The sequence below is a fragment of the Streptomyces sp. NPDC048825 genome (assembly GCF_043198355.1).
Taxonomy (GTDB): domain Bacteria; phylum Actinomycetota; class Actinomycetes; order Streptomycetales; family Streptomycetaceae; genus Streptomyces; species Streptomyces xiangluensis.
This window is the reverse complement of sequence record NZ_JBICUR010000014.1, coordinates 212376-238117: the sequence shown is the minus strand read 5'-3', so window position 1 is coordinate 238117 and position 25742 is coordinate 212376. Positions and strand designations below refer to the sequence as shown.

Below are 25742 nucleotides of genomic sequence, written 5' to 3'. Positions count from 1 at the left end.
CAGGGGCGCGGGGAACTGCGCGACCAGCCACAACGAACCCGCACCCGGCAGCGAACCCGAAACCCCCACGAGCCCCGCCCAACCGCCGGAGGCCAGGTGCGAGCCCCAGGGGCTTGGCGCTCCCACATAGAGTGGGCTTATGAGCGTGGCTGAACAAGAGTTTCCCGGGTTCTCCGGAGGGCTTGGGCGGCGGGTGCCCGAGCTTGGAGCGTTGGAGTTGCTGCTAGCTGTGGCGCGGCTGGGGAGTCTGGGGCGGGCGGCTCGGGAATTGGGGATCACGCAGCCGGCGGCCAGCAGCCGGATTCGGTCGATGGAGCGGCAGTTGGGGGTGGCTCTGGTGGACCGTTCGCCGACGGGGTCGCGGCTCACGGACGCCGGTGCGCTGGTGACGGACTGGGCGCAGCGGATCGTGGAAGCGGCGGAAGCCTTCGATGCCGGGGCGCAGGCCTTGCGCGACCGGCGTGACTCCAGGTTGCGGGTCGCCGCGAGCATGACGATCGCCGAGTATCTGCTGCCGGGGTGGCTGATCGCGCTGCGCGCCCAGCGTCCGGACACGGCCGTGTCGCTGCTCGCCGGGAACTCCGCTGCCGTGGCCGAGCGGCTCCTCGCCGACGAGGCCGACCTCGGCTTCGTGGAGGGGCTGTCCGTACCGACCGGGCTCGACTCGGCGGTCATCGCCCACGACCGGCTGATCGTGGTGACGGCGCCCGGGCATCCGTGGGCGCGACGGCGTCGGCCGCTCGAGGCGACGGAGCTCGCGGCGACTCCGCTGATCCTTCGAGAGAAGGGTTCCGGTACGCGTCAGGTCCTGGACGCGGCCCTCGGCGGGCTGGCCAGGCCGTTGATCGAGCTGTCGTCCACGACGGCGGTGAAGGCCTCCGTGGTCAGTGGAGCGGGGCCGGCGGTTCTGAGCGAGCTGGCTCTCGGCGAGGAGTTGTCGGCTCACCGCCTCGTCTCGATCCCTGTGGCGGACGTGCGCCTCAGCCGGGCGCTTCGTGCGGTGTGGCCGGTGGGGCATCGGCCTGCGGGGCCGGCGCGGGACCTTTTGTCGCTGACGGTTGCCTCCGGCCGTTGAGGGGGTGTGCGGGTTCGTTGTAGCTGGTCGCTCCCCCACTCTCGGGCTCCTCCCCCCCCGCTCGAGCGGCGTGCCCACGGGGTCACCGTCGAGCTGGGGCGTCGGGCCCCTCAGTGGCATGCTGTCCGCATGCCGATCAGCACGAGAAAACTTCTTCTGCTTGACACCGCCTCGCTGTACTTCCGCGCCTATTTCGGGGTCCCGGATTCCGTGAAGGCTCCGGACGGCACACCGGTGAACGCGGTGCGGGGCCTGCTCGAATTCATCGACCGCCTCGTGCGGGACCGCCACCCGGACGATCTCGTCGCGTGCATGGACGCGGACTGGCGGCCCCAGTGGCGCGTCGATCTGATCCCCTCCTACAAGGCGCACCGCGTCGCGGAGGAGCGCGAGACCGGCCCGGACGAGGAGGAGGTGCCCGACAAGCTCTCGCCCCAGGTGCCGGTCATCGAGGAGGTGCTGGACGCACTGGGCATCGCGCGCGTGGGGGTCGAGCAGTACGAGGCGGACGATGTGATCGGCACGTTCACGGCCCGCGCCACCGGACCGGTCGACATCGTCACCGGCGACCGCGACCTGTTCCAACTGGTCGACGACAAGCGGCAGGTGCGGGTGCTGTATCCGCTCAAGGGCGTGGGCAGCATGCAGCTCACGGACGAGGCACTGCTGCGCGAGAAGTACGGGGTGGACGGTCCGGGGTACGCGGACCTGGCGCTGCTGCGCGGCGACCCGAGCGACGGGCTGCCGGGGGTGCCCGGCATCGGCGAGAAGACGGCCGCCAAGTTGCTGGCCGAGTTCGGCGACCTGGCCGGGATCATGGCGGCGGTCGACGACCCGAAGGCGAAGCTCACGCCCTCGCAGCGCAGGCGCCTCGACGAGGCGCGGCCGTACGTGGCTGTCGCCCCCAAGGTCATCAAGGTGGCCGACGACGTGCCGCTGCCGGTGGTGGACACGGCGCTGCCGAGCGCGCCGCGCGACCCGGCGGCCCTGGAGGAGCTGGCGGCGCGCTGGGGTCTGGGCGGCTCACTGCAGCGGCTGTTGGTGACACTCGGATCCTGATCCGTCACACCCCGCACTTCACACCCCGGCCGGATCTTTCGTCAGTTCAAAGATGTGGTCATCAACACCCCAAGCGTGGTCATCGACTTATCGAGCAAGAGGTGTTAACTAGAGAGAGGTGCTAACTTAGGTAAGCCTTAGTAACATTTCGGGAGGCCGTCATGGCAGAGCGTCCGGCACGCAGGGCTCCGAAGCCCCACTCCGCGCGGGTGATCCGCACGGAGCGGCTCACCCCGCATATGCAGCGCGTGGTTCTCGGCGGTGAGGGCCTCGCCGAATTCTCCGCGGGCAGCAGCACCGACCATTACGTCAAGCTGCTGTTCGGAGCGGAGGGCGTGACCTATCCGGAGCCCTTCGACATCGCCCGGATCCGCGAGGAGTTCCCGCGCGAGCAGTGGCCCGTGACGCGTACGTACACGGTGCGCGCCTGGGACCCCGAACTGCGCGAGCTGACGCTCGACTTCGTCATCCATGGCGACGAGGGCCTGGCCGGGCCGTGGGCCACGCGGGTGCAGCAGGGCGAGATCGTACGGTTCCTGGGTCCCGGCGGGGCGTACGCGCCCGATGCCGAGGCCGACTGGCATCTGCTGGCCGGGGACGAGAGCGCGCTGCCCGCGATCGCCGCCTCCGTGGAGGCGATGCCCGACGGCGCCAAGGTGTACGCCTTCGTCGAGGTCGAGGGCCCAGAGGAGGAGCAGAAGATCGCCTCCGACGTGGAGGTCGTCTGGCTGCACCGCGGCGACCGGCCGATCGGCGAGGCGCTCGTCGAAGCCGTACGGGCGCTGGAGTTCCCGGAGGGCCGGGTGTGCGCGTTCGTGCACGGCGAGGCCGGCTTCGTGAAGGAACTGCGCCGGCTGCTGCGCGTCGAGCACCAGATCCCGCGCGAGCACCTGTCGATCTCCGGCTACTGGCGCCTCGGCCACAACGAGGACGGCTGGCAGGCGGCAAAGAGGGACTGGAACGCACGGGTGGAGGCGGAGCAGGAGACTGCCGCGTCGGCAGCCTCCTGAGTTTCCCGCATACGTGACCCGCTGAGCGCATGGCTCCTGAACTCGAGACCCGCTAGACCGAGCGCTGATACGCCCGGAACGTTCGGGTCGACAGCCACACCGTCGCCACCGCCAGTGCGAGGAGCGCCCCGCCCCGGGTGAGTACATCGCCCCAGTCCGGGTTCTCCGCCATGGCCGAACGGCCCGCCACCATCGCCCAGTCGAGCGGATTGAAGTCTGCGATGCGTCGCATCCAGCCGGGCATCTGCGAGGGCGCCATGAAGGCCGAGGAAAGGAACGTCAGCGGTAGCAGCAGGAACGTGTTGATGCCGATGATCGACTCCCGCTCGCGCACCAGCATGCCCACGGCGTTGGAGAGCGCGCCGAAGACCGTGCCCAGTAGCGAGGCCGCGACCACGAGCACGACCAGGCCCGCGGCGCCGCCCGGATAGTCTGCGCCGCCGAGCTTCCCGAGGAGGATGATCAGCACGGACTGCACGGCCGTGGTCAGCCCCTGCTGTACGACGTTGGCGTTCATCAGGGCGCCGCGGCTCACCGGAGTGGTCAGGAACCGGTTGAGCGTGCCGCGCTCGATCTCCTCCAACGTGCCCATGCCCGCCCACATGTTGGAGCTGAGCGCGCTCATCACGACGATGCCCGGCACGAGATAGTCGAGATACGTGGTCGTGCCGAAGCCGCCGAGTTCGACGACCTTCTTGAAGAGATTTCCGAACAGGAACAGCCAGATCGCCGGCTGGATCAGCATGAAGACGACGTACGCGGGCTGGCGGAGCACCGACATCAGCTGACGCTGCGTCATATACCACGTCTGAGTGAGGGCTTCGGTGCTCATCGGGCACCTCCGGTGAGGACGAGGCGGTCGGTGGTGTCCGCGGCGGCTTCGGCCTCCGCGTAACGGCGGCCCGCGTAGCGCAGGTAGACGTCGTCGAGCGAGGGGCGGGCCACGGTGGCGGCGGCGACGCCGACTCCGATGCGCTCCAGGGTGGCGAGCAGGGCAGGTACGGCGGCCGCCCCATCGGCGGCGCGGACGCTGATCCGGCGGCCGTCGAACAGCACCTCGTGCACACCGGGCAGTGCGGTCAGGGCGCCCGTCAGGAGCGTACGACCGGCTTCGCCGACCGCTTCGCGCACCTCCAAGTGGACGGCATCGCCGCGGAGTTCGCCCTTGAGGACGTCCGGGGTGCCCTCGACGACGACACGGCCGCGGTCGACGATGGCGATGCGCTCGGCGAGCCGGTCGGCCTCTTCGAGGTAGTGCGTGGTGAGCAGGATGGTCAGGCCCTCGTCACCGGCGAGGCGGGCGATCTCGTCCCACATCGCCGTACGTGCCTCGGGGTCGAGGCCGGTCGTCGGCTCGTCGAGGAACAGCACCTCGGGCCGGTGGACCAGACCGAGCGCCACGTCGAGCCGGCGCTGCATACCTCCGGAGTAGCCCTTGACCCGGCGGCCCGCCGCACCCGCGAGGTGGAAGCGGGCCAGCAGTTCGTCGACGCGGTTGTTCAGCGAACGGCCCCGCAATCCGTAGAGCCTGCCCTGGAGTTGGAGGTTCTCGCGGCCGGTGGCCACCGGGTCGGCGCCGGACTTCTGCGCGACCACACCGATCGCGCGGCGCACCCGGTCCGGGTGGCGAAGCACGTCGTGGCCCGCGACGGTGGCGGTGCCCGAGTCGGGGCGCGCCAGCGTGGTGAGGATCTTGACGGTGGTCGACTTGCCGGCACCGTTCGGGCCGAGAAGGCCGAAGACCGTGCCCGGCTCGACGGTGATGTCCATGCCGCTCAGGGCGGTGACCTCACCGGGGTAGTTCTTGATGAGTTGGCGCGCCTCCACTGCGGGCGCATGCGTGTTCATGACGACTGCTCTCCTGAATGAGCGGATGCGGACGGATCCGCATGAGCGGATGACGACTGATCCGCGTGAAGAGCGCCGGGCTATCCTGGGTGTGCCGCACCTCGATCACCTGGCGTGCCTCACGGCGGAGTCAGTTCGGGGTTGGAGACCCTGGCGGGGCTGCTGCAACAGTCCTGCCGGGGTCTGTTTCACGTCTGGATCACTTGTCGAGGTCGCGGTCCTCCAAGTCGTCGCGGTCAGCCAGGTCCTCGCGGTCATCCAATTCCTGCGGAATGTCCTGGAATTCCGGCGGTATCTCCCCCGTCTCGTGGAGGGTCCGCCACTCCTTCACCCCGGGCAGGGAGCCGTCCTTCAGCTCCGCGAGGAAGCCACGGACCCACTCGGCCTGCGCCTCGACCATGTGCAGTTGGTACTCGGTCTCCACCAGGAAGATCCGCGGCAGGGACTCGTAGAGCTTCTCCAGCGCTCCCCGACCGCTGGCGGCCTGCACCTCGAGCGACTTGAGCCGCTCCTCCAGCAGCCGCGTCACTTCGTCGGGGTGCAGCACCCCCATCAGTGAGAGCGCGGTCTCGAAGATCGGGTACTCGCGCGCCGGGACCGCCACCAGGTCCGACATCCACTCGGTCATCTCCTCGCGCCCGGCCTCGGTGAGCCCGTAGATGGTGCGCTCGGGGCGGTTGCCCTGCCGCTGCACATCGGTGACCTCGACGAAGCCGTGCTTCTGCAGGTTCTGCACGACCGTGTAGAGCGAGCCGTAGTTGATCTTCGTACTGGTGTCCTTGCCCTGGCGGCGCAGGGTCTGGGCGATCTCGTACGGATGCATCGGCTTCTGCCAGAGCGTCGCCAGCACGGCGAGCGCCAGCGGATTGCCGAGCTTCCTGCGCTTGGTCGCCACCCGACTCACCCAACCCACCTCGTCACCGAATATCCGCAACCGAACATATCGCGAGTCAGGGCGAGCGTCAACACACACGATGTATCGCGATTCGCCGCCATCCGCAAGGGCGTGAGGACTTCGGCTCGTGGCAGACATGGCCGCGTCATGCGAGCGAAACAGCCGCTCCCTAATTTCTGTCGCTCGACAGGAATTCCGCAGCCCCGTTCCGTCCGCCCCTTCCGCCCCCATTCCGCTCCCCTGTGCCGAAGGCAGGTGCCACCGTGACGACAACCGCCCCGTCCGACGTCCACTCCGAGCCACCGGACTCCCCCGACGACGGCTCTCTCGCCGAGTTCGGCTACCGCCAGGAACTGCATCGCAGCCTGGGCCGCTATGCCTCGTTCGCCGCCGGGTTCTCCTTCATCTCGGTGCTGACGACCGTCTTCCAGTTCTTCGCCTTCGGCTACACCTTCGGCGGCCCGGTGTTCTTCTGGGCCTGGCCGGCCGTGCTGATCGGCCAGTTGCTGGTCGCCGCCTGCTTCGCGGAACTCGCCGCGCGCTATCCGATCTCCGGCGCCATCTACCAGTGGTCGTCCCGCCTCTCCAACCTCACCTTCGGCTGGTTCGCCGGCTGGATCATGGTGATCGGGCAGATCGTGGTGGTCGCCGCAGCCGCACTCGCCCTGCAGATGGTGCTGCCCGCGATCTGGTCCGGCTTCCAGCTGATCGGCGACGACCCGGCGCCGACCTCCGCGAGCGGCGCGGCCAACGCGGCGCTGTTCGGGGTGCTCCTGCTGGTCCTGACGACCTTCGTGAACGTCATCGACATCCGCGTGATGTCCCTCATCAACCGCGTAGGCGTCACCGCCGAGATCATCGGCGCCGTCCTGATCATCGTGCTCCTGCTCACCCACTCCGAGCGCTCCCCCGGCATCACCTTCCACACCGGAACGGCCGCCGAGTCGGGCCTGTTCGGGGCGCTGCTGGTGGGTTCGTTCGCGGCGGCGTACGTGATGATCGGCTTCGACAGCGCGGGCGAGATGAGCGAGGAGACACACCATCCGCGACGTACCGCACCCCGTACGATCCTCACCGCGCTCGGTGCGGCAGGCCTGCTCGGCGGCCTGATCATCCTCGGCGGTCTGCTGGCCGCGCCCAGCCTGACCGACGGCCGGCTCGGCGTCGAGGGCCTGAGTTACGTCCTGACCAGCAGCCTGGGCGACGGGGTGGGCCGTCTGCTGCTCGCCGACGTGGTGGTGGCCATCGCGGTGGCGACCCTCGCGATCCAGACGGCGGCCTGCCGCATGCTCTTCTCGATGGCCCGCGACGGCCAGCTGCCGTTCTCTCGATGGCTCGCGAAGGTCAACCCGCGCACCGGAATGCCGAGCGCGCCCGCCCTGGTCGTCGGTGTCCTCGCCGCGGCCCTCCTTCTCCTCAACTTCGCCTCGCCGGAGGCGTTCCTCGCCATCGGCACCACCTGCATCGTGATGCTCTACCTCGCGTACGCGATGGTGACCGGACCGCTGCTCTGGCAACGCCTGCGTGGCAACTTCGCCGCCGAAGGAGCCGCAGGCACCGACGAGACGGGCCGCCCGTACTTCTCCCTCGGCCGCTGGGGCGTCCCCGTCAACGCACTCGCCCTGCTCTACGGCCTGTTCATGACGGTCAACCTCGCCTGGCCCCGCGCGGAGGTGTACGACCCGGCGGGCGGGCACTGGTACTTCCAGTGGTTCACCGTGCTGTTCCTCGGCGTGACGCTCGTCCTCGGTGGCGCGTATCGCGTGTACAGGGCGCGTACGACGGTCGCGGAGGCCGCTGCGTACGCTTGACCAGGTGAGACGTAGGAAACGGATTCCGTCTGCTCCCCTGCCGCAGCGTGCGGGGGTGGATCCGGTGCGGGTGCGGTTGCCGGTCGAGGGGGCGTGGCGCACCGTGCGGGAGCATCTGGTGGAGCGGCTCGCGGCGGGGGCCGGGGTGATCGACGGGATGCTCGACGCGGGGCTGATCGTCGGGGCGGACGGGCGGCCGGTGTCGGCAGACGCGGCGTATGTGCCGGGGATGTTCGTGTGGTTCCACCGGGAGCTGCCCGACGAGGTGCCGGTGCCGTTCGATCTCGATGTGGTGTATCGCGACGAGCACATCGTCGTGGCCGACAAGCCGCACTTCCTGGCCACGACGCCGCGCGGCAGCCATGTCGCCGAAACGGCTCTCGCGCGGCTGAGGCGGGAGTTGGGCATTGCGCCGCTCACGGCGGCGCACCGGCTCGACCGGCTCACGGCCGGCTTGGTGCTGTTCACTGTGCGGCCCGGTGAACGCGGCGCCTATCAGTCGCTGTTCCGCGACCGCCTCGTACGCAAGGAGTACGAGGCGGTGGCGCCGTACCGGGAGTCCCTCGTGCTGCCCCTGACCGTGCGCAGCCGGATCGAGAAGGAGCGCGGGGTGATGGCCGCCCGCGAGGTGCCGGGCGAGCCGAACGCCGAGACCCGGGTCGAGCTGGTCGAGCACCGGGACGGACGCGCGCGCTACCGGCTGCTGCCCCGCACCGGGCAGACCCACCAGCTGCGGGTGCATATGAACGCGCTGGGCGTGCCGATCCTCGGCGACCCGCTCTACCCGGTGGTGACCGGCCCCGTGCCGACCGGTGACTTCCGGCGCCCGCTCCAACTGCTGGCGCGGGTGCTGGAGTTCACCGATCCGGTCACGGGGCACAGCCACTCGTTCATGAGCGGCCGGACGTTGGGGGCGTGGTCCGCGTACGAGAACTGGGCGGCGCAGTGACGCCCCGTCAGTAGCCGCGCCACCAACGGACGAAGCGCTGCCAGGCGCCGAGGCGGCGCTCGGGTTCCGCGGGCGGAGTCACGGACTCGGGCCGGGGAGTCGCGGGCTGCGCTGCCGGGGCGGGTTCGGGCGTCGGGGCGGGCGTGGTGACCTGCCAGTCCGCACTCGGCTGCTGCTCGGCGGAATGTGCGTCGGGCTGTTCCATGTCGTGCTGCGGCAGCTTCGCCATGAACGTCACCGGGAGCTCCACCAGGTGCCGGGAGGAGATGGACGCCGTCCAGCGCAACTCGTGTTCCTCGCAGGCGAGTTGGATGTCCGGCAGCCGCATCAGGAGCGCGTCGACGCCGACGTCGGCGATGGCGCGGCCGATGTCCTGGCCGGGGCATTCGTGCGGGCCGCCGCCGAAGGCGAGGTGTGAGCGGTTGCCCTGCATGTTCGCCGTGAGGTCGGGGCGGACGCGCGGGTCGACGTTGCCCGGTGCGATCCCGAGCAGCAGCCCGTCGCCCTTGCGGATGCGCTGACCGCCCAACTCGGTTTCCTGCTTGGCGAAGTAGCCCAGGACGGCGCTGAACGGCGGCTCGTCCCACAGGGACTGCTCGACCGCCTCGGGCACCGTCATCTGGCCGCCGTTGAGCTGGGCGCGGAAACGCGGGTCGGTGAGCACCATGCGCAGCACGTTGGCGATGAGGTTGGTGGTCGCCTCGTACGCGGCGATCAGTACGAGGCGCAGGTGCTGCGCCACCTCGTCGTCGGTGAGCCCTGCCGGGTGCCTGATGAGGTGGCTGGTGAAGTCGTCCTGGGGCTGGGCACGACGGCGGATGGTGAGCCGGTTCAACGCGCCCATGACGTACTCGTTGCTGGCGATCGCGGTCTCAGTGCCCCTGATCATGTCGCGGGCGGCGTGCACCATGCGGTCGTTGTACTCCTCGGGCATGCCGAGGATCTCGCACAGCACGGCCATCGGGAGGTGCTCGGCGAACTGGCTGACCAGGTCGGCGCTGCCCTCCTCGCAGAAGCGGTTGACCAGACGCTGCGTCGAGCGGTTGATGTAGCGGCGGATGCCGCGGTGGTCGATCGTCGACATGGCGCCAACGACCGCCCCGCGCAGCCGCAGGTGTTCGTCGCCCTCGGCCATGGCGCAGATGGGCTGCCAGGCGAAGAGGGGCATGAGCGGGTGGTCCGGGCCTGCTGTGCCGTCCCGGAGGGGGTTCCAGATGCGGGTGTCGCGGGTGTACTGCGAGGGGGTGCGGATCATGTGCAGGTTCTCGGTGTGGCCGAGCACCACCCAGATCGGCACGTCGTTGTGGAGCAGCGCGGGGGCGACGTTGCCGTGTTCGGCGCGGAGTTTCTCGTACAGGGCTCCCAGGTCCTCCGCCTCGGGGCCGTACAGGCGGCGCAGTCCGCCGGGGCTCATGCCGTGGGCCGGGCAGCCCGGCGGCGGGCCAGGCGTGGGGTCGTGCATACCGGGGTCGTCCATACCGGTTCGGGAGTGGAATTCAGGCGTCACGGTGGTCGCTTTCGAAGCTGGGGTCGAATTCGAGGCCGGGGTCGATTCGAAGCTGTGGGTCAAGCTGAAGCGGGGCCGTTGCCACGTCAGTTGACGGGACGTCAGGCGGACGCGGAGGCCATGGCGATCGAGTGCAGGAAGCGCATCAGAGTCATCAGCACGTCACGGCTGGACGCCCTGCGGCGCGCGTCGCACTTCACGATGGGGATCTCCTCGGGAAGGTCGAGCGCGGCGCGCAGGTCCTCCATGGGGTAACGGGGCGCGTCCGGGAAGTCGTTGACGGCGACGACGAACGGGACCCCGCGCTCCTCCAGGCGGCCGATGACGTCGAAGCTGACTTCCAGGCGCCGGGTGTCGATCAGTACGACCGCTCCCAGGGCGCCCTCGAACAGCCCGTTCCACAGGAACCAGAAGCGCTCCTGGCCGGGGGTGCCGAACAGGTACAGCACCAGCTGTTCGGTGATGCTGATGCGGCCGAAGTCCATGGCCACGGTGGTGGCCGTCTTGCTGTCCGAGCCGTAGTTGTCGTCGACTCCGACGCCGGCCTGCGTCATGGTCTCTTCCGTGGTCAGCGGCCTGATCTCGCTGACGGAGCCCACCATGGTCGTCTTGCCGACGCCGAAACCACCCACGATCACGATCTTCACGGCTGCCTGCGCCGTGTGCGGGAGATGATCCTCGGCGCGAGGGCCCGTGATGGTGTCAGAGCTTTTGAAGTCCATGCATCACCGCTTCGAGAAGGGAACGGTCGGGCAGCTCCGAGCGGACGATCGGGGCGCGCGCCTGTACCAGTTCTGCCGTCAGCAACTCCGTCAGCAGTACGGTCACCACGCTGAACGGCAGATTGAGATAGGCCGAGAGCTCGGCCACGGACAGAGGGGTCCTGCAGAGCCGCAGCAGGGCCGACTGCTCCGGCTGGGCGGTGGGCGGCGGCGCGTCGTCACTCGCCACGATCAGGGTCACCAGGTCGAGCGCGGCACGATCGCCGTCCTCGACCTGGCCGGTGAGGATGTACAGCCTCCCCGGGTTCGCCTCGCCCTGCCCGTCTCCTGCTGCCGGCTCCGGGATCTTCTCGGGACTGTGCTCCGGCGGCTCCTTGGGGAAGCGCCGTCGTCGTTGCGGAGGAATCATACGGCCGTCCCGTTCCGCCGGGGCGGACTCGTCAGGTGGGCACCGATCCGTACGACGAGGTCGCGCATGCGGTTGCTCATGAGCCCGGCGTCAACGGTCTCGTCGGCGAGGACGGCGAGATAGGCGCCCGGGCCCGCGGCCATCATGTAGAAGTAGCCGCCGTGGATCTCGATGATCACCATCCGCATCCGGCCGTCGGTGTCCGGGATCTCGGTGGCGACGGCCGCGGCGAGACTCTGCAGTCCGGCGCAGGCCGCGGCGATGCGGTCGGCGGCGTCGGGATCACCCCCGTACCGGGCGATGCGCAGGCCGTCGGCAGAGAGCACGACGACCTGCCGGGTCCCGTGCACCCCGTCGGACAGCTCCTTGAGCATCCAGTCGAAGTTGGCTCGCTGCTGGATCACTTGAGGTCCCCCTCGTCGTCGGCCTCGGCAGTGGCCGGAATGTTCGTCGCACCTGGTGTCTTGTCCTGGCCGTCCTGGTCAGCGGGCCCGCCCTTGAGTCCGGCCATGAACGCCTCGACCCACAGGCCGGGTTCGGGTTCGTCCTTCTTCGGCTCGGGCTGCGCCGCGGTGGAGGAACGGGACCAGTCGATGACGGGGCGGCCTTCCTTGCGCGCGGCCTCCGCCTCCGCCTCGGCCGCCCGGGCCTCGGCGATCCGCTGGCTGTACGGGATCTTGACGCGGCTGCGGCGCTGCGGCAGGCCGTTCGCCGTCCACTCGGTCACCTCTGGGACGTCGTCCTCCATGGCGGCCACCGAGTCGGGGATGCGGGGGCCGGTGGTGGGACGGCGCCGCTTGGGCTTGCGCTCCGGTCCCTCGACACCGCCGAAGTCCACCTTGGGCACGGAGGAGGCGCCGATGCCGTGGGCGAGGCCGGGGGCGGATTCCTCGGTGAGCATGTCGCGGGGTACGACGATCACGGCGCGGACACCGCCGTACGCGGACTGCCGCAGCGAGACCTGCATCTTGTACATCTGCGTGAGGCGGCCCACGACGGCCATGCCGAGCCGCGGGCTCTCGCCGAGGTCGTTGAGGTCGATGCCGACCTGGGCCTTCTCGAGCATGCCCTCGGCCCGGCGGCGCGCCTCCTCACTGAGGCTGACGCCGGCGTCCTCGATCTCGATGGCGACACCGGTCTGCACCTCGACGGCGGTGACGTGCACCTTGGTCTGCGGCGGCGAGTAGCGCGTGGCGTTGTCGAGGAGTTCGGCGGCGGCGTGGATGACCGGTTCCACCGACGGGCCGTTGACGTTGACCTTGGCGATGGAGTGCAGCTCGATGCGCCGGTACTCCAGAATCCTGGACATGGCACCGCGCAGCACGCTGTAGAGCGGTACGGGCTTGGGCCATACGCGGCCCGGGCGGGAGCCGCCGAGTACGGCGATGGAGTCGGCGAGGCGGCCGATCAGCGCGGTGCCGTGGTCGATGCGCAGCAGGTCGTCGAAGACCTCGGGGTTGCGCCCGTGGTCCTCCTCCATCTCGCGCAGTTCCTTGTTCTGCTGGTGGACGATCGCCTGGACGCGCCGGGCGATATTGACGAAGGCGCGCTGCGAGGAGTCGCGCATCGCTTCCTCGTGGTCCACGATGCGCAGCAGGATCCGCAGCAACTCGCGCTGGGATTCGGGGAGTTCCCGGACGGCCGGGTCCGCCTCGGCGGTTTTGCGAATCGCCACATCGGGGGAATCTCCACTGCGCAGCCGGTACAGCGCGGCGGGCAGCAGCTCCTTGCCGAGGTGGAAGATCTCGTCGTCCTGGGCGGCGATGCGCTGTTCCAAGTAGGCCGTACGGCGTGCGAGTTCGGCGCGGCCGGCTCGAACGAGGCGCCCGCGGCGGACGGCTTCGGCCACGGTCGCGATCACCAGGAGCGTCGCGACGCCTCCGCACCAGCCGACGGCGACCCGGGCCGGTTCCGTGACAACGGCGACGGCGGCTCCGGATGCCGCGGCCATCAGTATGGCCGGCAGCAACAGCACGCGGGCGTAAGGAAGTTCACGGCCAGCGAGAGGCGATTGAACACTCACCATGTATGCCCTCTAAGACAAATCGGCTGGGGATCTGGGGGGGGAATTCTCGGGATCTTCAGAACATTGGGGAACAAGCGCACGAATACACCGCAACTCGGTGCGCCGCGGGCGAGCTTAGTCCGACCGGATCATCGCCAAGTCATATTCGGCAAGCGCCTGAAATCGCCCGCGCGGCAGGAGTACGCTCGGCCCCATTTATACGCTCGGACACCATTCGAACACCAAGTGTCACTGCGCACGGGTGCACGAAAGCCCCCATCAGAAGGGGTGAGACCCAGCCCGCCGAGGCGAATTCCGGCTCAGATTCCCACGATTCGCAGCGCCGCATCCGCGGTGGCTTCGGCGAAGGCCGAGGCGGGCCGGTCGGGGTCGGAGCAGTGGACCAGAATGACGCCCTCGATCAGCCCGAACACCAGATCCGTGCGCAGATCCAGCTCACTCTTGGCGAGCGCGCCGCCCGCCTCGGTCGCGGCGATCAACTGCCGGTAGGTGTCCTTGAGTTCGGCCCGTACGGCATGGAAGCCGGCAAAGCGTTCGGCGCGCACCTCGGGCAGCAGATAGAGCCCGCCGAGGTTGTGCGGACCGCCGCAGAGCAGCTGGACATCCGTGCGGCACAGGTCCCACAGCCGGTCCTGGGCCGGAGTCATGTCCTCGGCGAGGAGCTCCCGGGCGAAGGCCAGCGACGGCGTGACGGTGGACTCCAGGAGCTCGGCGAGCAGTTCCTCCTTGCCGGAGACGTAGTGGTACATGGACGCCTGGCGCATACCCGCCCGCTCGGCGACGGCCCGGGTGGTCGTGGCCGCGTACCCACGCGTCGTGAACAACTCCGCGGCGGCGGCGAGCAGTTCGTCACGCGCCGAGAGACCGCTGTCCGGTCGCCGCTCGGCCCGTGGCCTGCCCACTCGTCGTCCGCTGGTGCCCATGCCTTCGATCGTCGCACACGGGGCCGTACGGCGATCTCGGTGAGACATCGGTAACCGGGCGGCAACGCGCGGGCAACGGCGCCGACCCGCCCGGCTCCTAATTTCTGTCGGGCGACAGAAATGACGTTCGTACATGACGTACGGACATGACCGCCCCTGCCGAGCCGGAGGTCCCGCGATGGCGACAGCGACCACGTACGGAGCCCGGGCGCACGCCCGTGCACAAGAAGGCGCCCGCGCCGAGGCGATGCCGGTCGTCCCGGCGAGCGCCTGGCCCTCGCCGCCCTGCGCGGCGGGGCATCTGGTGTGGGCGGAGACGGTGGCGGGCGGCAACTACACGCACAGGGTGCTGGCCCGCGGCACGGAACTGCGGCTGACCGACCTCAGGGGCGACGCCTGCGCGCATCTGCTCCTGTTCGCCGCCGACCGCCCGTGGGAGCGCCTGAACGTGGCGGACACGGTCAAGATCCAGTGGAACGCCTACGTCGGCGAGGACCGGCTGCTCCTCTCCGACCAGGGCCGGGTCCTCGCCTCGGTGATCGCCGACACCTCCGGTCGGCACGACGCGCTGTGCGGCACCTCCACCCTCGTACGGAACACGCAGCGGTACGGAGACGGAACGCCGCAGTCCGCGTCCCCGGCCGGCCGCGAGCTGTTCAAGCTGGCCGCCGCGAAGAACGGTCTCGCGCCCCGGGATCTCCCTCCGTCCCTGTCCTTCTTCCAGGGCGTGGAGGTACGCGACGACGGCGCCCTCGAATTCACCGGCTCGGCCGGACCGGGCGCGAGCGTGACGCTCCGGGCCGAGCAGGACGTCACGGTGCTGCTCGCCAACGTGCCCCACCCGGCCGACCCGCGCGCCGACTACACGAGCACCCCGCTGGAGGTGCTGGCCTGGCGCGCCGAGGCCACCCCACCCGGCGCCCCGCTGTGGGAGGCCTCCCCCGAGGGCCGCCGCGCCTTCCTCAACACCGCCGAATTCCTTGCCGCGAGGGGGCTCGCATGACCGTCACCACGACCGTGGTCCCGGCCCGCTCCGCCTGGTCCGCCCTGGTGCGGACGGGCGAGACGCTCACCATCACCGACCTGCACGGCAACCAGGCCGTCGACTTCCTCGCGTACGACGCCCATGACACGGCCGTCCGCTACAGCGCGCCCGACACGATCCACGCCCAGGGCAACATCTTCCTGACCACCGGCAGCGTGCTCATGTCCAACGAGCACACCCCGCTGATGACCGTGGTCGAGGACGAGGTCGGCCGGCACGACACGGTGGGCGGCGCCTGCTCCAAGGAGTCGAACACCCTGCGCTACGGCCACCACACCTGGTCCCAGCACGCGTGCGTGGACAACTTCCTCGCGGAGGGCGCCAAGTACGGCCTCGGCAAGCGCGATCTCGTCTCGAACATCAACTGGTACATGAACGTGCCGGTCGAGAAGGACGGCACCCTCGGCATCGTCGACGGTCTCTCCGCCCCGGGCCTGAAGCTGACGCTGCGCGCCGAGCGGGACGTACTCGTCCTGGTCTCCAACTGCCCGCAGATCAACAACCCTTGCAACGGCTTCGAGCCGACGGCCGTGGAGATGACCATCGCCGAGGCGGGCGATCGATGAGTGACGGGGGAACGGCCTTCGACACGCTCCTCGTCGCCAACCGGGGCGAGATCGCGGTCCGGATCCTGCGTACGGCACGGGAGTTGGGCCTGCGTACGGTCGCGGTGTACTCCGACGCCGATCGATCGGCACCCCATGTGCGCCTGGCCGACAAAGCGGTCCGTCTGGGCCCGGCGCCCGCCAAGGAGTCATATCTCGACGCCGATCTCGTCCTGAAGGCGGCGAAGGACACGGGTGCCGGAGCGATCCACCCGGGCTACGGCTTTCTCTCCGAGGACGCGGCGTTCGCGCGACGCTGCGAGGACGCCGGAATCGCGTTCGTGGGCCCGACGCCGGAGCAGCTGGAGTTGTTCGGGGCGAAGCACACGGCCCGGGCGGCGGCGGAGGCGGCCGGGGTGCCGCTCGCTCCGGGCACGGGCCTGCTTGCCTCGGTGGACGAGGCTCTGGTGGCCGCGGACCGCATCGGCTATCCGGTGATGCTCAAGGCGACGGGGGGCGGGGGCGGTATCGGTATGTCGGCATGTCGCTCCGCCGATGAGTTGACCGAGGCCTGGGACCGGGTGCAGCGCGTCGCCGCGGCCTCGTTCTCCTTGGCCGGGGTGTTCCTGGAGCGGCTCGTCGAGCACGCCCGTCATGTCGAGGTGCAGATCTTCGGCGACGGCGCGGGCCGCGTCGTCACCTTCGGCGACCGCGACTGCTCGCTCCAGCGCCGCAACCAGAAGGTGGTGGAGGAGGCACCCGCACCCGGGCTCCCCGCGCACATACGCGAGCAACTGGCCACCACTGCCCGCAACTTGTGCGCCTCTGTCGACTACCGCTCCGCCGGAACCGTCGAGTTCGTGTACGACGCGGTGCACGAGGAGGCGTACTTCCTGGAGGTCAACACCCGGCTCCAGGTGGAGCATCCGGTCACCGAGGAGATCTATGGCGTCGACCTCGTCGCGTGGATGCTGCGTCTGGCGCGCGGGGACTTCGATGTCGTACGAGACCCTGGGGCGCCGCGCGGTCATGCCGTCGAGGCCCGCGTGTATGCCGAGGATCCCTCGCGTGAACACCGGCCCAGCGCGGGCCTGTTGACGCGGGTCGAATTCCCGCCGGGCGTACGCGTGGACGGCTGGGTCGAGACGGGCACCGAGGTCACCACGTCGTACGACCCCATGCTCGCGAAGATCGTCGCGTACGGCTCCGACCGTGCTCGGGCGCTGGCACGGCTGGACGAGGCGCTGGCCGGGACCCGCGTCGACGGCATCGAGACGAATCTGGGGCTGGTGCGGGCGGCGCTCGCGTCGGACGACTTCCGGACAGCCTCGCACTCGACGGCGACGCTCGCGGGCGTGAGCGATCCCACGCCGCGTATCGAGGTCGTCTCCGGCGGGACGCTGACGACGGTCCAGGACTGGCCGGGGCGTACCGGCTACTGGCAGGTGGGTGTGCCGCCGTGCGGGCCGATGGACGACCTGTCGTTCCGGCTCGCCAACCGGGCGCTGGGCAACGACGAGGGGGCGCCCGGCCTCGAATGCACCTTGCGTGGACCGTCGTTGAGGTTCACGCACGCGACGACGGTGTGTGTCACGGGTGCTCCGGCGGCGGTGACGGTCGACGGCGGGGCGGTCTCGCAGTGGGAGCCGGTGACAGTTCCGGCAGGGGGCGTACTGGAGATCGGGGCACCGCGTGAGCACGGCCTGCGCACCTACGTGCTCTTCATGGGCGGTCTGGACATACCCGAGTTCCTGGGCAGCGCGGCGACCTTCACGCTGGGCCGGTTCGGCGGGCACGGCGGGCGGGCGCTGCGGACGGGGGATGTGCTGCACGGGGGCGCGGTCGCGTCCTCGGGGGCGGCGGTGCCGGAGGGCGAGCGGCCGGTGTTCGGCGCCGTATGGCATGTGGGCGCGCTCGAAGGCCCGCACGCCGCACCGGAGTTCTTCACCGAGGAGGACATCCACGACTTCTACGCGGCCGACTGGAAGGTGCACTTCAACTCGGCACGCACGGGCGTACGGCTGGTCGGTCCGAAGCCCCGCTGGGCCCGCACCGACGGCGGCGAGGCGGGACTGCACCCCTCCAACATCCACGACACCCCGTACTCGGTCGGCGCCGTCGACTACACGGGCGACATGCCGGTCCTGCTCGGTCCCGACGGCCCCTCGCTCGGCGGGTTCGTGTGCCCGGCGACCGTCCTCAGCGCGGAGCGCTGGAAGCTCGGCCAGCTCCGTCCCGGGGATACGGTGCGCTTCATGCCGGTGGCCGATGGGGGTCCCCCCGCTCATGGGGGTCCCCCCGCTCGAGCGAAGCCGAGAGTGGGGGAGGGTGTGGCACGCCCCGCGATCGTGGACGGTGGCGTGCTGGCGCGGGACGGTGACGTGACGTACCGGCGCAGCGGCGACGACCATCTGCTGGTCGAATTCGGTCCCATGCAGCTGGACCTGGCGCTGCGTATGCGGGTGCACGCCCTGATGGAGGCGGTGGCAAAGGCCTGCCTCGACGGAGTCACCGACCTCACGCCGGGCATCCGTTCCCTCCAGATCCAGACGGATCCGGGCCGCCTCCCCCAGCACCAACTCCTCACGGCGGTACGGTCGTTGGTGGCCACGCTGCCCTCGACGGACCAGCTGGTCGTGCCGTCCCGCACCGTCCACCTCCCCCTCTCCTGGGACGACCCGGCGACCCGCGAGGCGATCGCCCGCTATATGGCGGGTGTCCGGGACGACGCGCCCTGGTGCCCCTGGAACATCGAGTTCATCCGCCGGGTCAACGGCCTGGACTCGGTGGAGGACGTGTACCGGACGGTCTTCGACGCCGAGTACCTGGTCCTCGGCCTGGGCGATGTGTACCTGGGCGCCCCGGTGGCCACACCCCTGGACCCCCGCCACCGCCTGGTCACGACGAAGTACAACCCGGCCCGCACCTGGACCGCCGAGAACTCGGTCGGCATCGGCGGCGCGTACCTCTGCGTCTACGGCATGGAGGGCCCCGGCGGATACCAGTTCGTCGGCCGCACGACCCAGGTCTGGTCCGGCTGGCAGCAACGCGGCGCCTTCGAACCCGGCTCCCCCTGGCTGCTGCGCTTCTTCGACCGCATCAAGTGGTATCCGGTGACCCCGGACGAACTGCTGGAGCTACGGGCCGACATCATCTCGGGCCGTTTCGTTCCCCAGATCGAGGAGGGCGTCTTCTCATTCGCAGAGCATGAGGCGTTCCTGACCGAGAACGCCGACTCGATCGCCGAGTTCAGGACCCGCCAGGGCGCCGCCTTCGCGGCGGAACGGGACGCCTGGGAGGCATCGGGCGAGTTCACCAGGGCGGAGACGGCCTCGGCTCCGGCACCAGCAGCACCGGCGGCGACGGTCCCACCGGGCGGCCACCTGGTCGAGGCCGAATTCGCCGCGTCGGTCTGGCAGCTGAACGTCGCCCAGGGCGACGAGGTCACCACCGGCCAGCCCCTCCTCGCCCTGGAAGCCATGAAGATGGAGTCAAGGGTGCACGCACCGATGAACGGCGTCGTGGCGCAGATCCTCACCAGACCGGGCGCCCAGGTGGAACCGGGCACGGCGCTGATGGTGCTCGCACCGCCGAGCTGACTCCGGCCAGCTGTCTGCGGGCAGGCGTCCCGCCCGTCTGTGGGCAGGCGTTCCGCAGGGCGGAACGGGTGGGCACAGACGGCCACCAGGCCGCACCCGACTACGAAACCCCAGCGCAAGGAGCACCGATGTCGCCCCGGTCCCAGACCCTGACCCTGACCCGAGTCCAGATGGCCTACGCCCGCATAGAGGCCGTGGACCGCCCCGAGGTCTGGATCGACCTGCGCCCAAAGGCGGAGGTCGAGACGGAGGCCCGCGCGATCGACGCACGGGTGGCCGCAGGCGAACACCTCCCCCTCGCAGGGCGACTGTTCGCAGCGAAGGGCAACATCGACGTAGCGGGCCTGCCCACAACCGCCGGCTGCCCTTCCTACGCGTACCGGCCGGAGGCCGACGCCCCGGCAGTCGCCCGCCTCCGCGCGGCAGGCGCGATCGCCCTCGGCACCACGAACCTGGACCAGTTCGCCACAGGCCTCGTCGGCACCCGCTCTCCCCACGGCGCCGTGCGTAACGCCATCGATCCGCAGAGAATCAGCGGCGGCTCCAGCTCCGGCTCAGCCGTAGCGGTGGCGTGCGGCATCGTCGACTTCGCGCTGGGCACGGACACCGCGGGCAGCGGACGCGTCCCCGCCGCATTCAACGGAATCGTCGGCCTGAAACCCACCCGAGGCCTCGTCCCCGCGCAAGGCGTGGTCCCGGCCTGCGCCTCCCTGGACTGCGTAACGGTCTTCGCCCGCACCCTCCCGGAGGCGGAGGAGGCCCTCACCCACATGACCTCTCCACCCGCCCGAGAACTCCCCGCACTCCCCCAGCGCGCCCCGGGCCCCTGGCGCATAGCCGTCCCTCCCCGGGACCAGCTCGGCGAAATGGACGAGGGCTGGCTCAGGGCATACGAGGCAGCCGTGACCCGACTGAGTGCCGCAGGCGCCGAGTTGCGCACCATGGACCTCGCCGCCTTCACGGAGGCCGCCACGATGCTGTACGAAGGCGCCTTCGTGGCCGAGCGCTACACAGCCGTGGGGAGCTTCGTCGACAAGTTGCTCTCCGAGGGCGGCGACGGCCTCGATCCCACGGTCGCCGGAATCATCACCCGGGCCCGGGACCTCCCGGCGCACCAGCTCTTCGCCGACCAGGACCGCCTGGCAGCCCTGCGCACCCGCGCGCTGGAGTCACTCGGCGACGCGGACGCCCTGCTTCTGCCGACCACGCCCGGCCATCCCACCCTCGCCGAGGTAGCCGCCGACCCACTGGGCACGAACGCCCGCCTCGGGCGCTTCACCAACTCCACCAACCTCTTCGACCTTGCGGCAGTCGCCGTCCCGGCGGGCGAGGTGGCGGGGCTTCCCTTCGGCGTCATGCTGATCGGCCCCGCGTTCACCGACGAACGTCTCGCTCGCATCGCCAGAACCCTGGAAGTGCCGCCCGTCCGGCTCGCCGTGCTCGGCGCGCACCTGTCGGACCAGCCCCTGAACGGCCAACTTCTCGCGTTGGGCGCCCGGTTGGAGCGTACGACCCGAACCGCCCCCGTCTACCGGCTGCATGCCCTGACCACCGACCCGCCCAAGCCGGGCCTGGTCCACGTCGGCGCGAACGGAGCCGCGATCGAGGCCGAGGTCTGGCGACTGCCCGCCGAGGGTCTCGGCCGCCTCATCGCCGAGCTGCCCCGGCCGATGACGCTGGGCCGGGTGACGCTGGCCGACGGCAGCGACGTACCGGGATTCCTGTGCGAGCCGGGCGCGCTCGACGATGCACGGGACATCACGGAGTACGGGGGCTGGCGCGCGTACCTGAAGTCGCTCAGTGACTGACACGAGAGAGGCCGGCGCCCTCAGACGAACGCCCGCTCACCCCACCGACGAGTAGGCGACGACCCCCCTCAGCAGCCCGTCCACAGCCTTCCGCGCGTTCTTCGCCACGGTGGAGTCCTTGGTGCCGGACACCGGCGCCGCCGCCGATATCTGGCCGAGTACGTCGATGACCTGCTTGCACCAGCGCACAAAGTCACCGGCGGGCATCTCCGCCTCGCGGAGGACCTCGTCGAGTCCCTTGCCGGAGGCCCATTCGTACGCGGCCCAGGCGAAGCCCAGGTCCGGCTCGCGCTGGCCGACGCCCTCGGTCTGGCTGATCCGGAACTCCTCCTCCAGGGCGTCCAGGCGGCCCCAGATGCGGACCATCTCACCGAGTGCGGCCTTGGCCTTGCCGGACGGCAGCTTCGGTGCCAGCGCGTCGTCGCCGACGCGGGCCTCGTACACCAACGCCGAGACGCATGCGGCCAGTTCGGCCGGGGCGAGGCCCTCCCAGACGCCGGCGCGCAGGCATTCGCTGGCGAGCAGGTCCAGCTCTCCGTAGAGCCGGGCAAGCCGCTTGCCGTGCTCGGTGACCTCGTCGCCGCGCAGATAGTCGAGCTCGGTCAGGAGCTTGACGATGCGGTCGAAGGTACGGGCGATGGTGTTCGTCCGCCCTTCGATGCGCCGCTCCAGCTGCGAGGTGTCGCGCACCAGCCGGTGGTAGCGCTCGGCCCAACGGGCGTGGTCCTCGCGGTCGTTGCACCCATGGCAGGGGTGGGCGCGCAGGGCGGTGCGCAGCCGGGCGATCTCCCGGTCGTCGACGGCATCGGAGCGCCGCTTGCGGTGCCGGTCGGGAACGATGTGCCCGGCCTTCGTCCGCAGCGCGGACGCGAGATCGCGGCGCGACTGCGGCGAGCGCGCGTTGAACGACTTCGGGATGCGCATCCGTTCCAGCGCCTCGACGGGCACCGGGAAGTCGATCGACGCGAGGCGCTTGACCTGCCGCTCGGCGGTGAGGACGAGGGGCCGCGGCCCGTCGTGGTGCTCGAAGCCGCGGTGGCCGTTGGACCGCCCGGCGGGCAGCCCGGGGTCCAGCACCAGAGCAAGTCCCGCGAACTTGCCCGTCGGCACGTGGATCACATCGCCGGGCTTGAGCTTCTCCAGCGCCACGGCCGCTTCCGCACGCCGCTGCGCCGCGCCCTGCTTGGCCAGCTCGGTCTCGCGGTCCTTGAGTTCGCGACGCAGTCGCGCGTACTCCTCGAAGTCGCCCAGGTGGCAGGTCATGGAGGCCTTGTAGCCCTCAAGGCCCTCTTCGTTGCGCTGCACCTGGCGGGAGATCCCGACGACCGACTTGTCGGCCTGGAACTGTGCGAAGGACGTCTCCAGGAGTTCGCGCGAGCGGTGCCGGCCGAACTGCTCGACGAGGTTCACCGCCATGTTGTACGACGGCTTGAAGCTGGAGCGCAGCGGGTACGTGCGCGTACCCGCGAGGCCCGCGAGGTGCTCCGGGCTCATGCCGCGCTGCCACAGCACGACGGCGTGACCCTCGACATCGATGCCGCGTCGCCCTGCGCGGCCGGTCAGCTGCGTGTACTCGCCGGGGGTGATGTCGGCGTGCTGCTCGCCGTTCCACTTGACGAGCTTCTCCAACACCACCGAGCGGGCAGGCATGTTGATGCCGAGGGCGAGGGTCTCGGTGGCGAACACAGCCTTGACCAGGCCGCGTACGAACAGCTCCTCGACGACCTCCTTGAATGTCGGCAGCATGCCCGCGTGGTGGGCCGCGATGCCGCGCTCCAGGCCTTCCAGCCACTCGTAGTAGCCCAGGACGTGCAGGTCCTCGGCCGGGATCGAGGACGTACGTCCCTCGACGAGGGCGCGGACCTTGTGGCGTGCCTCGTCGTCGTTCAGTCTCAGGCCCGCGTACAGGCACTGCTGGACGGCGGCCTCGCAGGCGGCGCGGCTGAAGATGAACGTGATGGCGGGCAGCAGTCCCTCGGCGTCGAGCCGTTCGATGACTTCGGGACGGCCCGGTGTCCACACGCGCGATCTCTGCCGCCGCTCGCGCTCGCGGTCGGCCTCTCGCATATTGCGGCCCCGTCTGCGGTCCTGGTACGAGGGCCGGGTCGCCTCCATACGGGCCAGGCGGGTGAGGTCGGGGTTGACGGCCTTCTTGTGGCCCTCGCCCTCCTCGAAGAGGTCGTAGATGCGGCGTCCGGCCAGTACGTGCTGGAACAGCGGGACAGGCCGGTGCTCGGCGACGATCACTTCGGTGTCGCCGCGGACGGTGTCGAGCCAGTCGCCGAACTCCTCGGCGTTCGACACCGTCGCCGAGAGCGACACCAGGGTCACCGACTCGGGGAGGTGGATGATCACTTCCTCCCAGACGGCGCCGCGGAAGCGGTCGGAGAGGTAGTGCACCTCGTCCATGACGACGTAACCGAGGCCGAGGAGGGTCTGCGAGCCCGCGTAGAGCATGTTGCGCAGGACCTCAGTGGTCATCACGACCACCGGGGCATCGGCGTTGACGCTGTTGTCGCCGGTGAGCAGGCCGACCTTCTCAGCGCCGTAACGCCGTGCCAGATCGGTGTACTTCTGGTTCGACAGCGCCTTGATGGGCGTGGTGTAGAAGCACTTCTTGCCCTGCTGGAGGGCGAGGTGGACGGCGAACTCGCCCACGATCGTCTTGCCCGAGCCGGTGGGCGCGGCCACCAGCACACCCTTGCCCGCTTCGAGTGCCTGGCAGGCCTCGATCTGGAAGGGGTCGAGGCCGAAGTCGTACATCTCGCGGAAGGACGCGAGCGCGGTGGCCTGCTCGGCAGCGCGCCGCCGCGCTGCCTCGTACCGCTCGGCCGGTGAGAGATCCTCTGTCATCGTGCTTTCGAGCGTACCGTCAGCCACTGACAACAGGACGATCAATATCCGGATCCGGCCCCGCACACCGGGAATCCACCCAGCTCAGGTATGCGGGGCCGGTCCCGGTGCGCGTCTGTCAGGTCACGTCGTCGTAGCCGTTGACCCGGTCGGGATCGCGCTGGCGGTCGGTGTCCGTCTGCGCCGGCAGCGCGCGGCTGGCCGAGACGGATTCGATCTCGCCGATGTCCTCGGGCGTCAGGTCGAGTTCGGAGGCCTCGTCGTCGTCCGGGCCCATGGCCTCGCGGCGGGCCCTGCGACGGTCGTTCAGCAGCGAGAATCCGGTCGCCAAGAAGTACAGGATCCAGATCGGGGCGGCCAGCGCCATCATCGTCAGCGGGTCCGTGCTGGGCGTTGCGATCGCGGCGAACAGCGTGATGCCCATGATCATGCCGCGCCACCAGCCGGCCATGCGCTTGCCGGAGATCGCCCCGGTCATGTTGAGCATCACCAGGAGCAGCGGCAGCTCGAAGGAGAGCCCGAAGACGACCACCATGCGCGTGACGAGGTCGAGCAGATCGTCCAGCGGCAGCAGGTTGTCCACACCGAAGGGCGTGAACTCGATCAGGACCTTCGCCGTGGTGGGGAGCACCTTGTACGCGAAGAAGGCGCCGATGAGGAACAGCGGGACACCGGAGCCGACGAACGCGTAGGCGTACTTCTTCTCACCCTTGTGCAGGCCGGGCGCGATGAACGCCCAGAGCTGGTAGAGCCAGACCGGCGAGGCGAGGACGACGCCGGCCATGAGGGACACCTTCAGCGCCAGGGTGAAGGGCGTGATCAGGCCGTTGATGGTGATCCGCGCGCAGGGGTTGCTGTCGTCGGACGCCTGCGCCAGTTCCTCGAAGGACTTCGAGCAGCCGACCTCTTTGAGGATGGGCTCGGTGAAAAAGTTGATGATGTCGTTGTAGAAGAAGGCGGCGACGACCGTGACGAGGACGATGGCCAGCATCGCCTTCGCGAGCCGGTTGCGGAGCTCACGAAGGTGCTCCGCGAGGGGCATCCGCCCCTCGGGATCCTTCTCTTCCTTCTTGCGGGCAGACTTGAGCAACCCACGTTCCCATCTCGTGCAGCGGGCCGGAGGTCACCGGCCCTGCGTCAGCGCTTGGTCGTGTCCGTCGGCTCGGTGACCGGGCGGGAGCTGGTCACATCGCCGGGCGCGGCCTGGATGGTGCGCTGGGCCGGGGGCTGCTGGTCGTCGTGCGGCGGACCTGCCGGAGTGGCGCTGTCGTCCTTGCCCTCGGTCTTCATCGCCTTGGCCTCGCTCTTGAGGATGCGGGCGGACTTGCCCAGGGAGCGAGCCATGTCCGGAAGCTTCTTCGCGCCGAACAGCAGGATGATGACGACGAGGATGAGAATGATCTCGGGAGCTCCGAGCCTTCCGAACATATGTCTTTACCTTCTCACCGAGGCGGCTGGGGCGGGGTTGCCGTCCGACCCGTCGGACACCTGTCCGAGGATCGTGCTGACAGCGATCGTAACGCGCAGGGGTGAACGCGAGGCAATCCCTGTGCGTACTCCCGGTCTGCGGCCCGCGCCTCGTTCTCGGGGCCGCGTCCAGCAGCGTACCTGGCGATGCTGGGAAGCTGACAGGTCAGAGTGACTCAAACCGCCCGGCG

Annotated in this window: 21 protein-coding genes; 9 read left to right on the top strand and 12 right to left on the bottom strand. The window is 69.9% G+C overall.

Features of this window, described 5'->3' with window-relative positions; all coding sequences use genetic code 11:
- Positions 1–139: 139 nt before the first annotated feature.
- From ACGFNK_RS31035 to ACGFNK_RS31025, 3 genes are all read left to right on the top strand, one after another.
- A complete protein-coding gene (locus ACGFNK_RS31035) occupies positions 140–1075 on the top strand; it encodes a LysR family transcriptional regulator (protein WP_393421174.1) in 936 nt (311 codons plus the stop codon).
- Between the two features lie 129 nt (positions 1076–1204).
- Complete coding sequence (locus ACGFNK_RS31030) at positions 1205–2134, top strand: 5'-3' exonuclease H3TH domain-containing protein (RefSeq protein WP_393421172.1); 930 nt, start codon at positions 1205–1207, stop codon at positions 2132–2134.
- Between the two features lie 161 nt (positions 2135–2295).
- A complete protein-coding gene (locus ACGFNK_RS31025) occupies positions 2296–3144 on the top strand; it encodes a siderophore-interacting protein (protein WP_393421170.1) in 849 nt (282 codons plus the stop codon).
- Between the two features lie 52 nt (positions 3145–3196).
- Here the strand turns inward: ACGFNK_RS31025 and ACGFNK_RS31020 are convergent, their stop codons facing one another.
- The 3 genes from ACGFNK_RS31020 to ACGFNK_RS31010 all read right to left on the bottom strand — a co-directional run bounded on the left by ACGFNK_RS31020 (position 3197) and on the right by ACGFNK_RS31010 (position 5887).
- Positions 3197–3976, bottom strand: a complete 780-nt coding sequence (locus tag ACGFNK_RS31020) for an ABC transporter permease (protein WP_393421168.1) — start codon at positions 3974–3976, stop codon at positions 3197–3199.
- Positions 3973–4992, bottom strand: coding sequence for an ATP-binding cassette domain-containing protein (locus ACGFNK_RS31015; protein ID WP_393421166.1), 1020 nt, complete (start codon positions 4990–4992; stop codon positions 3973–3975). The genes ACGFNK_RS31020 and ACGFNK_RS31015 overlap by 4 nt, the downstream gene beginning before the upstream one ends.
- Before the next feature lie 199 nt (positions 4993–5191).
- Positions 5192–5887, bottom strand: a complete 696-nt coding sequence (locus ACGFNK_RS31010) for a PadR family transcriptional regulator (protein ID WP_393421276.1) — start codon at positions 5885–5887, stop codon at positions 5192–5194.
- Positions 5888–6150: 263 nt separating this feature from the next.
- Here ACGFNK_RS31010 and ACGFNK_RS31005 point away from each other — a divergent pair, with 263 nt between their 5' ends.
- Both ACGFNK_RS31005 and ACGFNK_RS31000 read left to right on the top strand, forming a co-directional pair.
- Positions 6151–7698 (top strand): amino acid permease, encoded by a 1548-nt coding sequence (locus tag ACGFNK_RS31005; protein ID WP_393421164.1) that lies wholly within the window; start codon positions 6151–6153, stop codon positions 7696–7698.
- Positions 7699–7702: 4 nt separating this feature from the next.
- On the top strand, positions 7703–8647 hold the full coding sequence (locus ACGFNK_RS31000; RefSeq protein ID WP_393421162.1) for an RluA family pseudouridine synthase: 945 nt from the start codon (positions 7703–7705) through the stop codon (positions 8645–8647).
- A gap of 7 nt (positions 8648–8654) precedes the next feature.
- Here ACGFNK_RS31000 and ACGFNK_RS30995 read toward each other — a convergent pair whose 3' ends face one another.
- The 6 genes from ACGFNK_RS30995 to ACGFNK_RS30970 all read right to left on the bottom strand — a co-directional run bounded on the left by ACGFNK_RS30995 (position 8655) and on the right by ACGFNK_RS30970 (position 14234).
- Positions 8655–10154 (bottom strand): cytochrome P450, encoded by a 1500-nt coding sequence (locus ACGFNK_RS30995; protein WP_393421160.1) that lies wholly within the window; start codon positions 10152–10154, stop codon positions 8655–8657.
- A gap of 101 nt (positions 10155–10255) precedes the next feature.
- Positions 10256–10876, bottom strand: a complete 621-nt coding sequence (locus ACGFNK_RS30990) for an ATP/GTP-binding protein (RefSeq protein WP_344393517.1) — start codon at positions 10874–10876, stop codon at positions 10256–10258.
- On the bottom strand, positions 10857–11285 hold the full coding sequence (locus ACGFNK_RS30985) for a DUF742 domain-containing protein (protein ID WP_386344500.1): 429 nt from the start codon (positions 11283–11285) through the stop codon (positions 10857–10859). The genes ACGFNK_RS30990 and ACGFNK_RS30985 overlap by 20 nt, the downstream gene beginning before the upstream one ends.
- Positions 11282–11689 carry a roadblock/LC7 domain-containing protein gene (locus tag ACGFNK_RS30980; RefSeq protein ID WP_344393515.1) on the bottom strand — a complete coding sequence of 136 codons (408 nt, stop codon included), beginning with the start codon at positions 11687–11689 and terminating at the stop codon, positions 11282–11284. Before ACGFNK_RS30980 ends, ACGFNK_RS30985 begins: the two co-directional genes overlap by 4 nt.
- Complete coding sequence (locus tag ACGFNK_RS30975) at positions 11686–13311, bottom strand: sensor histidine kinase (RefSeq protein WP_393421158.1); 1626 nt, start codon at positions 13309–13311, stop codon at positions 11686–11688. Before ACGFNK_RS30975 ends, ACGFNK_RS30980 begins: the two co-directional genes overlap by 4 nt.
- 299 nt (positions 13312–13610) lie before the next feature.
- On the bottom strand, positions 13611–14234 hold the full coding sequence (locus tag ACGFNK_RS30970; RefSeq protein ID WP_393421156.1) for a TetR/AcrR family transcriptional regulator: 624 nt from the start codon (positions 14232–14234) through the stop codon (positions 13611–13613).
- A gap of 178 nt (positions 14235–14412) precedes the next feature.
- On the opposite strand from ACGFNK_RS30970, the gene ACGFNK_RS30965 reads away from it, so the two are divergent.
- The 4 genes from ACGFNK_RS30965 to atzF all read left to right on the top strand — a co-directional run bounded on the left by ACGFNK_RS30965 (position 14413) and on the right by atzF (position 21231).
- Positions 14413–15237 (top strand): urea amidolyase associated protein UAAP1, encoded by an 825-nt coding sequence (locus ACGFNK_RS30965; protein WP_393421154.1) that lies wholly within the window; start codon positions 14413–14415, stop codon positions 15235–15237.
- Positions 15234–15845 (top strand): urea amidolyase associated protein UAAP2, encoded by a 612-nt coding sequence (locus ACGFNK_RS30960; RefSeq protein WP_393421152.1) that lies wholly within the window; start codon positions 15234–15236, stop codon positions 15843–15845. The genes ACGFNK_RS30965 and ACGFNK_RS30960 overlap by 4 nt, the downstream gene beginning before the upstream one ends.
- Positions 15842–19423: an urea carboxylase gene (uca, locus tag ACGFNK_RS30955; RefSeq protein ID WP_393421150.1), complete on the top strand. Its 3582-nt coding sequence runs from the start codon at positions 15842–15844 to the stop codon at positions 19421–19423. The genes ACGFNK_RS30960 and uca overlap by 4 nt, the downstream gene beginning before the upstream one ends.
- A 128-nt stretch (positions 19424–19551) precedes the next feature.
- Positions 19552–21231 carry an allophanate hydrolase gene (gene atzF, locus ACGFNK_RS30950; protein WP_393421148.1) on the top strand — a complete coding sequence of 560 codons (1680 nt, stop codon included), beginning with the start codon at positions 19552–19554 and terminating at the stop codon, positions 21229–21231.
- A 36-nt stretch (positions 21232–21267) separates the two neighbouring features.
- Here atzF and ACGFNK_RS30945 read toward each other — a convergent pair whose 3' ends face one another.
- The 3 genes from ACGFNK_RS30945 to tatA all read right to left on the bottom strand — a co-directional run bounded on the left by ACGFNK_RS30945 (position 21268) and on the right by tatA (position 25512).
- On the bottom strand, positions 21268–24129 hold the full coding sequence (locus tag ACGFNK_RS30945) for a DEAD/DEAH box helicase (protein WP_393421274.1): 2862 nt from the start codon (positions 24127–24129) through the stop codon (positions 21268–21270).
- A gap of 73 nt (positions 24130–24202) precedes the next feature.
- A complete protein-coding gene (tatC, locus tag ACGFNK_RS30940; RefSeq protein ID WP_393421146.1) occupies positions 24203–25174 on the bottom strand; it encodes a twin-arginine translocase subunit TatC in 972 nt (323 codons plus the stop codon).
- A gap of 47 nt (positions 25175–25221) precedes the next feature.
- On the bottom strand, positions 25222–25512 hold the full coding sequence (tatA, locus tag ACGFNK_RS30935; protein ID WP_165261740.1) for a Sec-independent protein translocase subunit TatA: 291 nt from the start codon (positions 25510–25512) through the stop codon (positions 25222–25224).
- Positions 25513–25742: the final 230 nt, after the last annotated feature.

Coding starts and splice junctions, on each gene's coding strand:
- ACGFNK_RS31035 (WP_393421174.1), top strand. CDS start 140: ATGAGCGTGGCTGAACAAGAGTTTCCCGGGTTCTCCGGAGGGCTTGGG.
- ACGFNK_RS31030 (WP_393421172.1), top strand. CDS start 1,205: ATGCCGATCAGCACGAGAAAACTTCTTCTGCTTGACACCGCCTCGCTG.
- ACGFNK_RS31025 (WP_393421170.1), top strand. CDS start 2,296: ATGGCAGAGCGTCCGGCACGCAGGGCTCCGAAGCCCCACTCCGCGCGG.
- ACGFNK_RS31020 (WP_393421168.1), bottom strand. CDS start 3,976: ATGAGCACCGAAGCCCTCACTCAGACGTGGTATATGACGCAGCGTCAG.
- ACGFNK_RS31015 (WP_393421166.1), bottom strand. CDS start 4,992: ATGAACACGCATGCGCCCGCAGTGGAGGCGCGCCAACTCATCAAGAAC.
- ACGFNK_RS30990 (WP_344393517.1), bottom strand. CDS start 10,876: ATGGACTTCAAAAGCTCTGACACCATCACGGGCCCTCGCGCCGAGGAT.
- ACGFNK_RS30985 (WP_386344500.1), bottom strand. CDS start 11,285: ATGATTCCTCCGCAACGACGACGGCGCTTCCCCAAGGAGCCGCCGGAG.
- ACGFNK_RS30975 (WP_393421158.1), bottom strand. CDS start 13,311: ATGGTGAGTGTTCAATCGCCTCTCGCTGGCCGTGAACTTCCTTACGCC.
- ACGFNK_RS30970 (WP_393421156.1), bottom strand. CDS start 14,234: ATGGGCACCAGCGGACGACGAGTGGGCAGGCCACGGGCCGAGCGGCGA.
- ACGFNK_RS30965 (WP_393421154.1), top strand. CDS start 14,413: ATGGCGACAGCGACCACGTACGGAGCCCGGGCGCACGCCCGTGCACAA.
- ACGFNK_RS30960 (WP_393421152.1), top strand. CDS start 15,234: ATGACCGTCACCACGACCGTGGTCCCGGCCCGCTCCGCCTGGTCCGCC.
- uca (WP_393421150.1), top strand. CDS start 15,842: ATGAGTGACGGGGGAACGGCCTTCGACACGCTCCTCGTCGCCAACCGG.
- atzF (WP_393421148.1), top strand. CDS start 19,552: ATGTCGCCCCGGTCCCAGACCCTGACCCTGACCCGAGTCCAGATGGCC.
- tatA (WP_165261740.1), bottom strand. CDS start 25,512: ATGTTCGGAAGGCTCGGAGCTCCCGAGATCATTCTCATCCTCGTCGTC.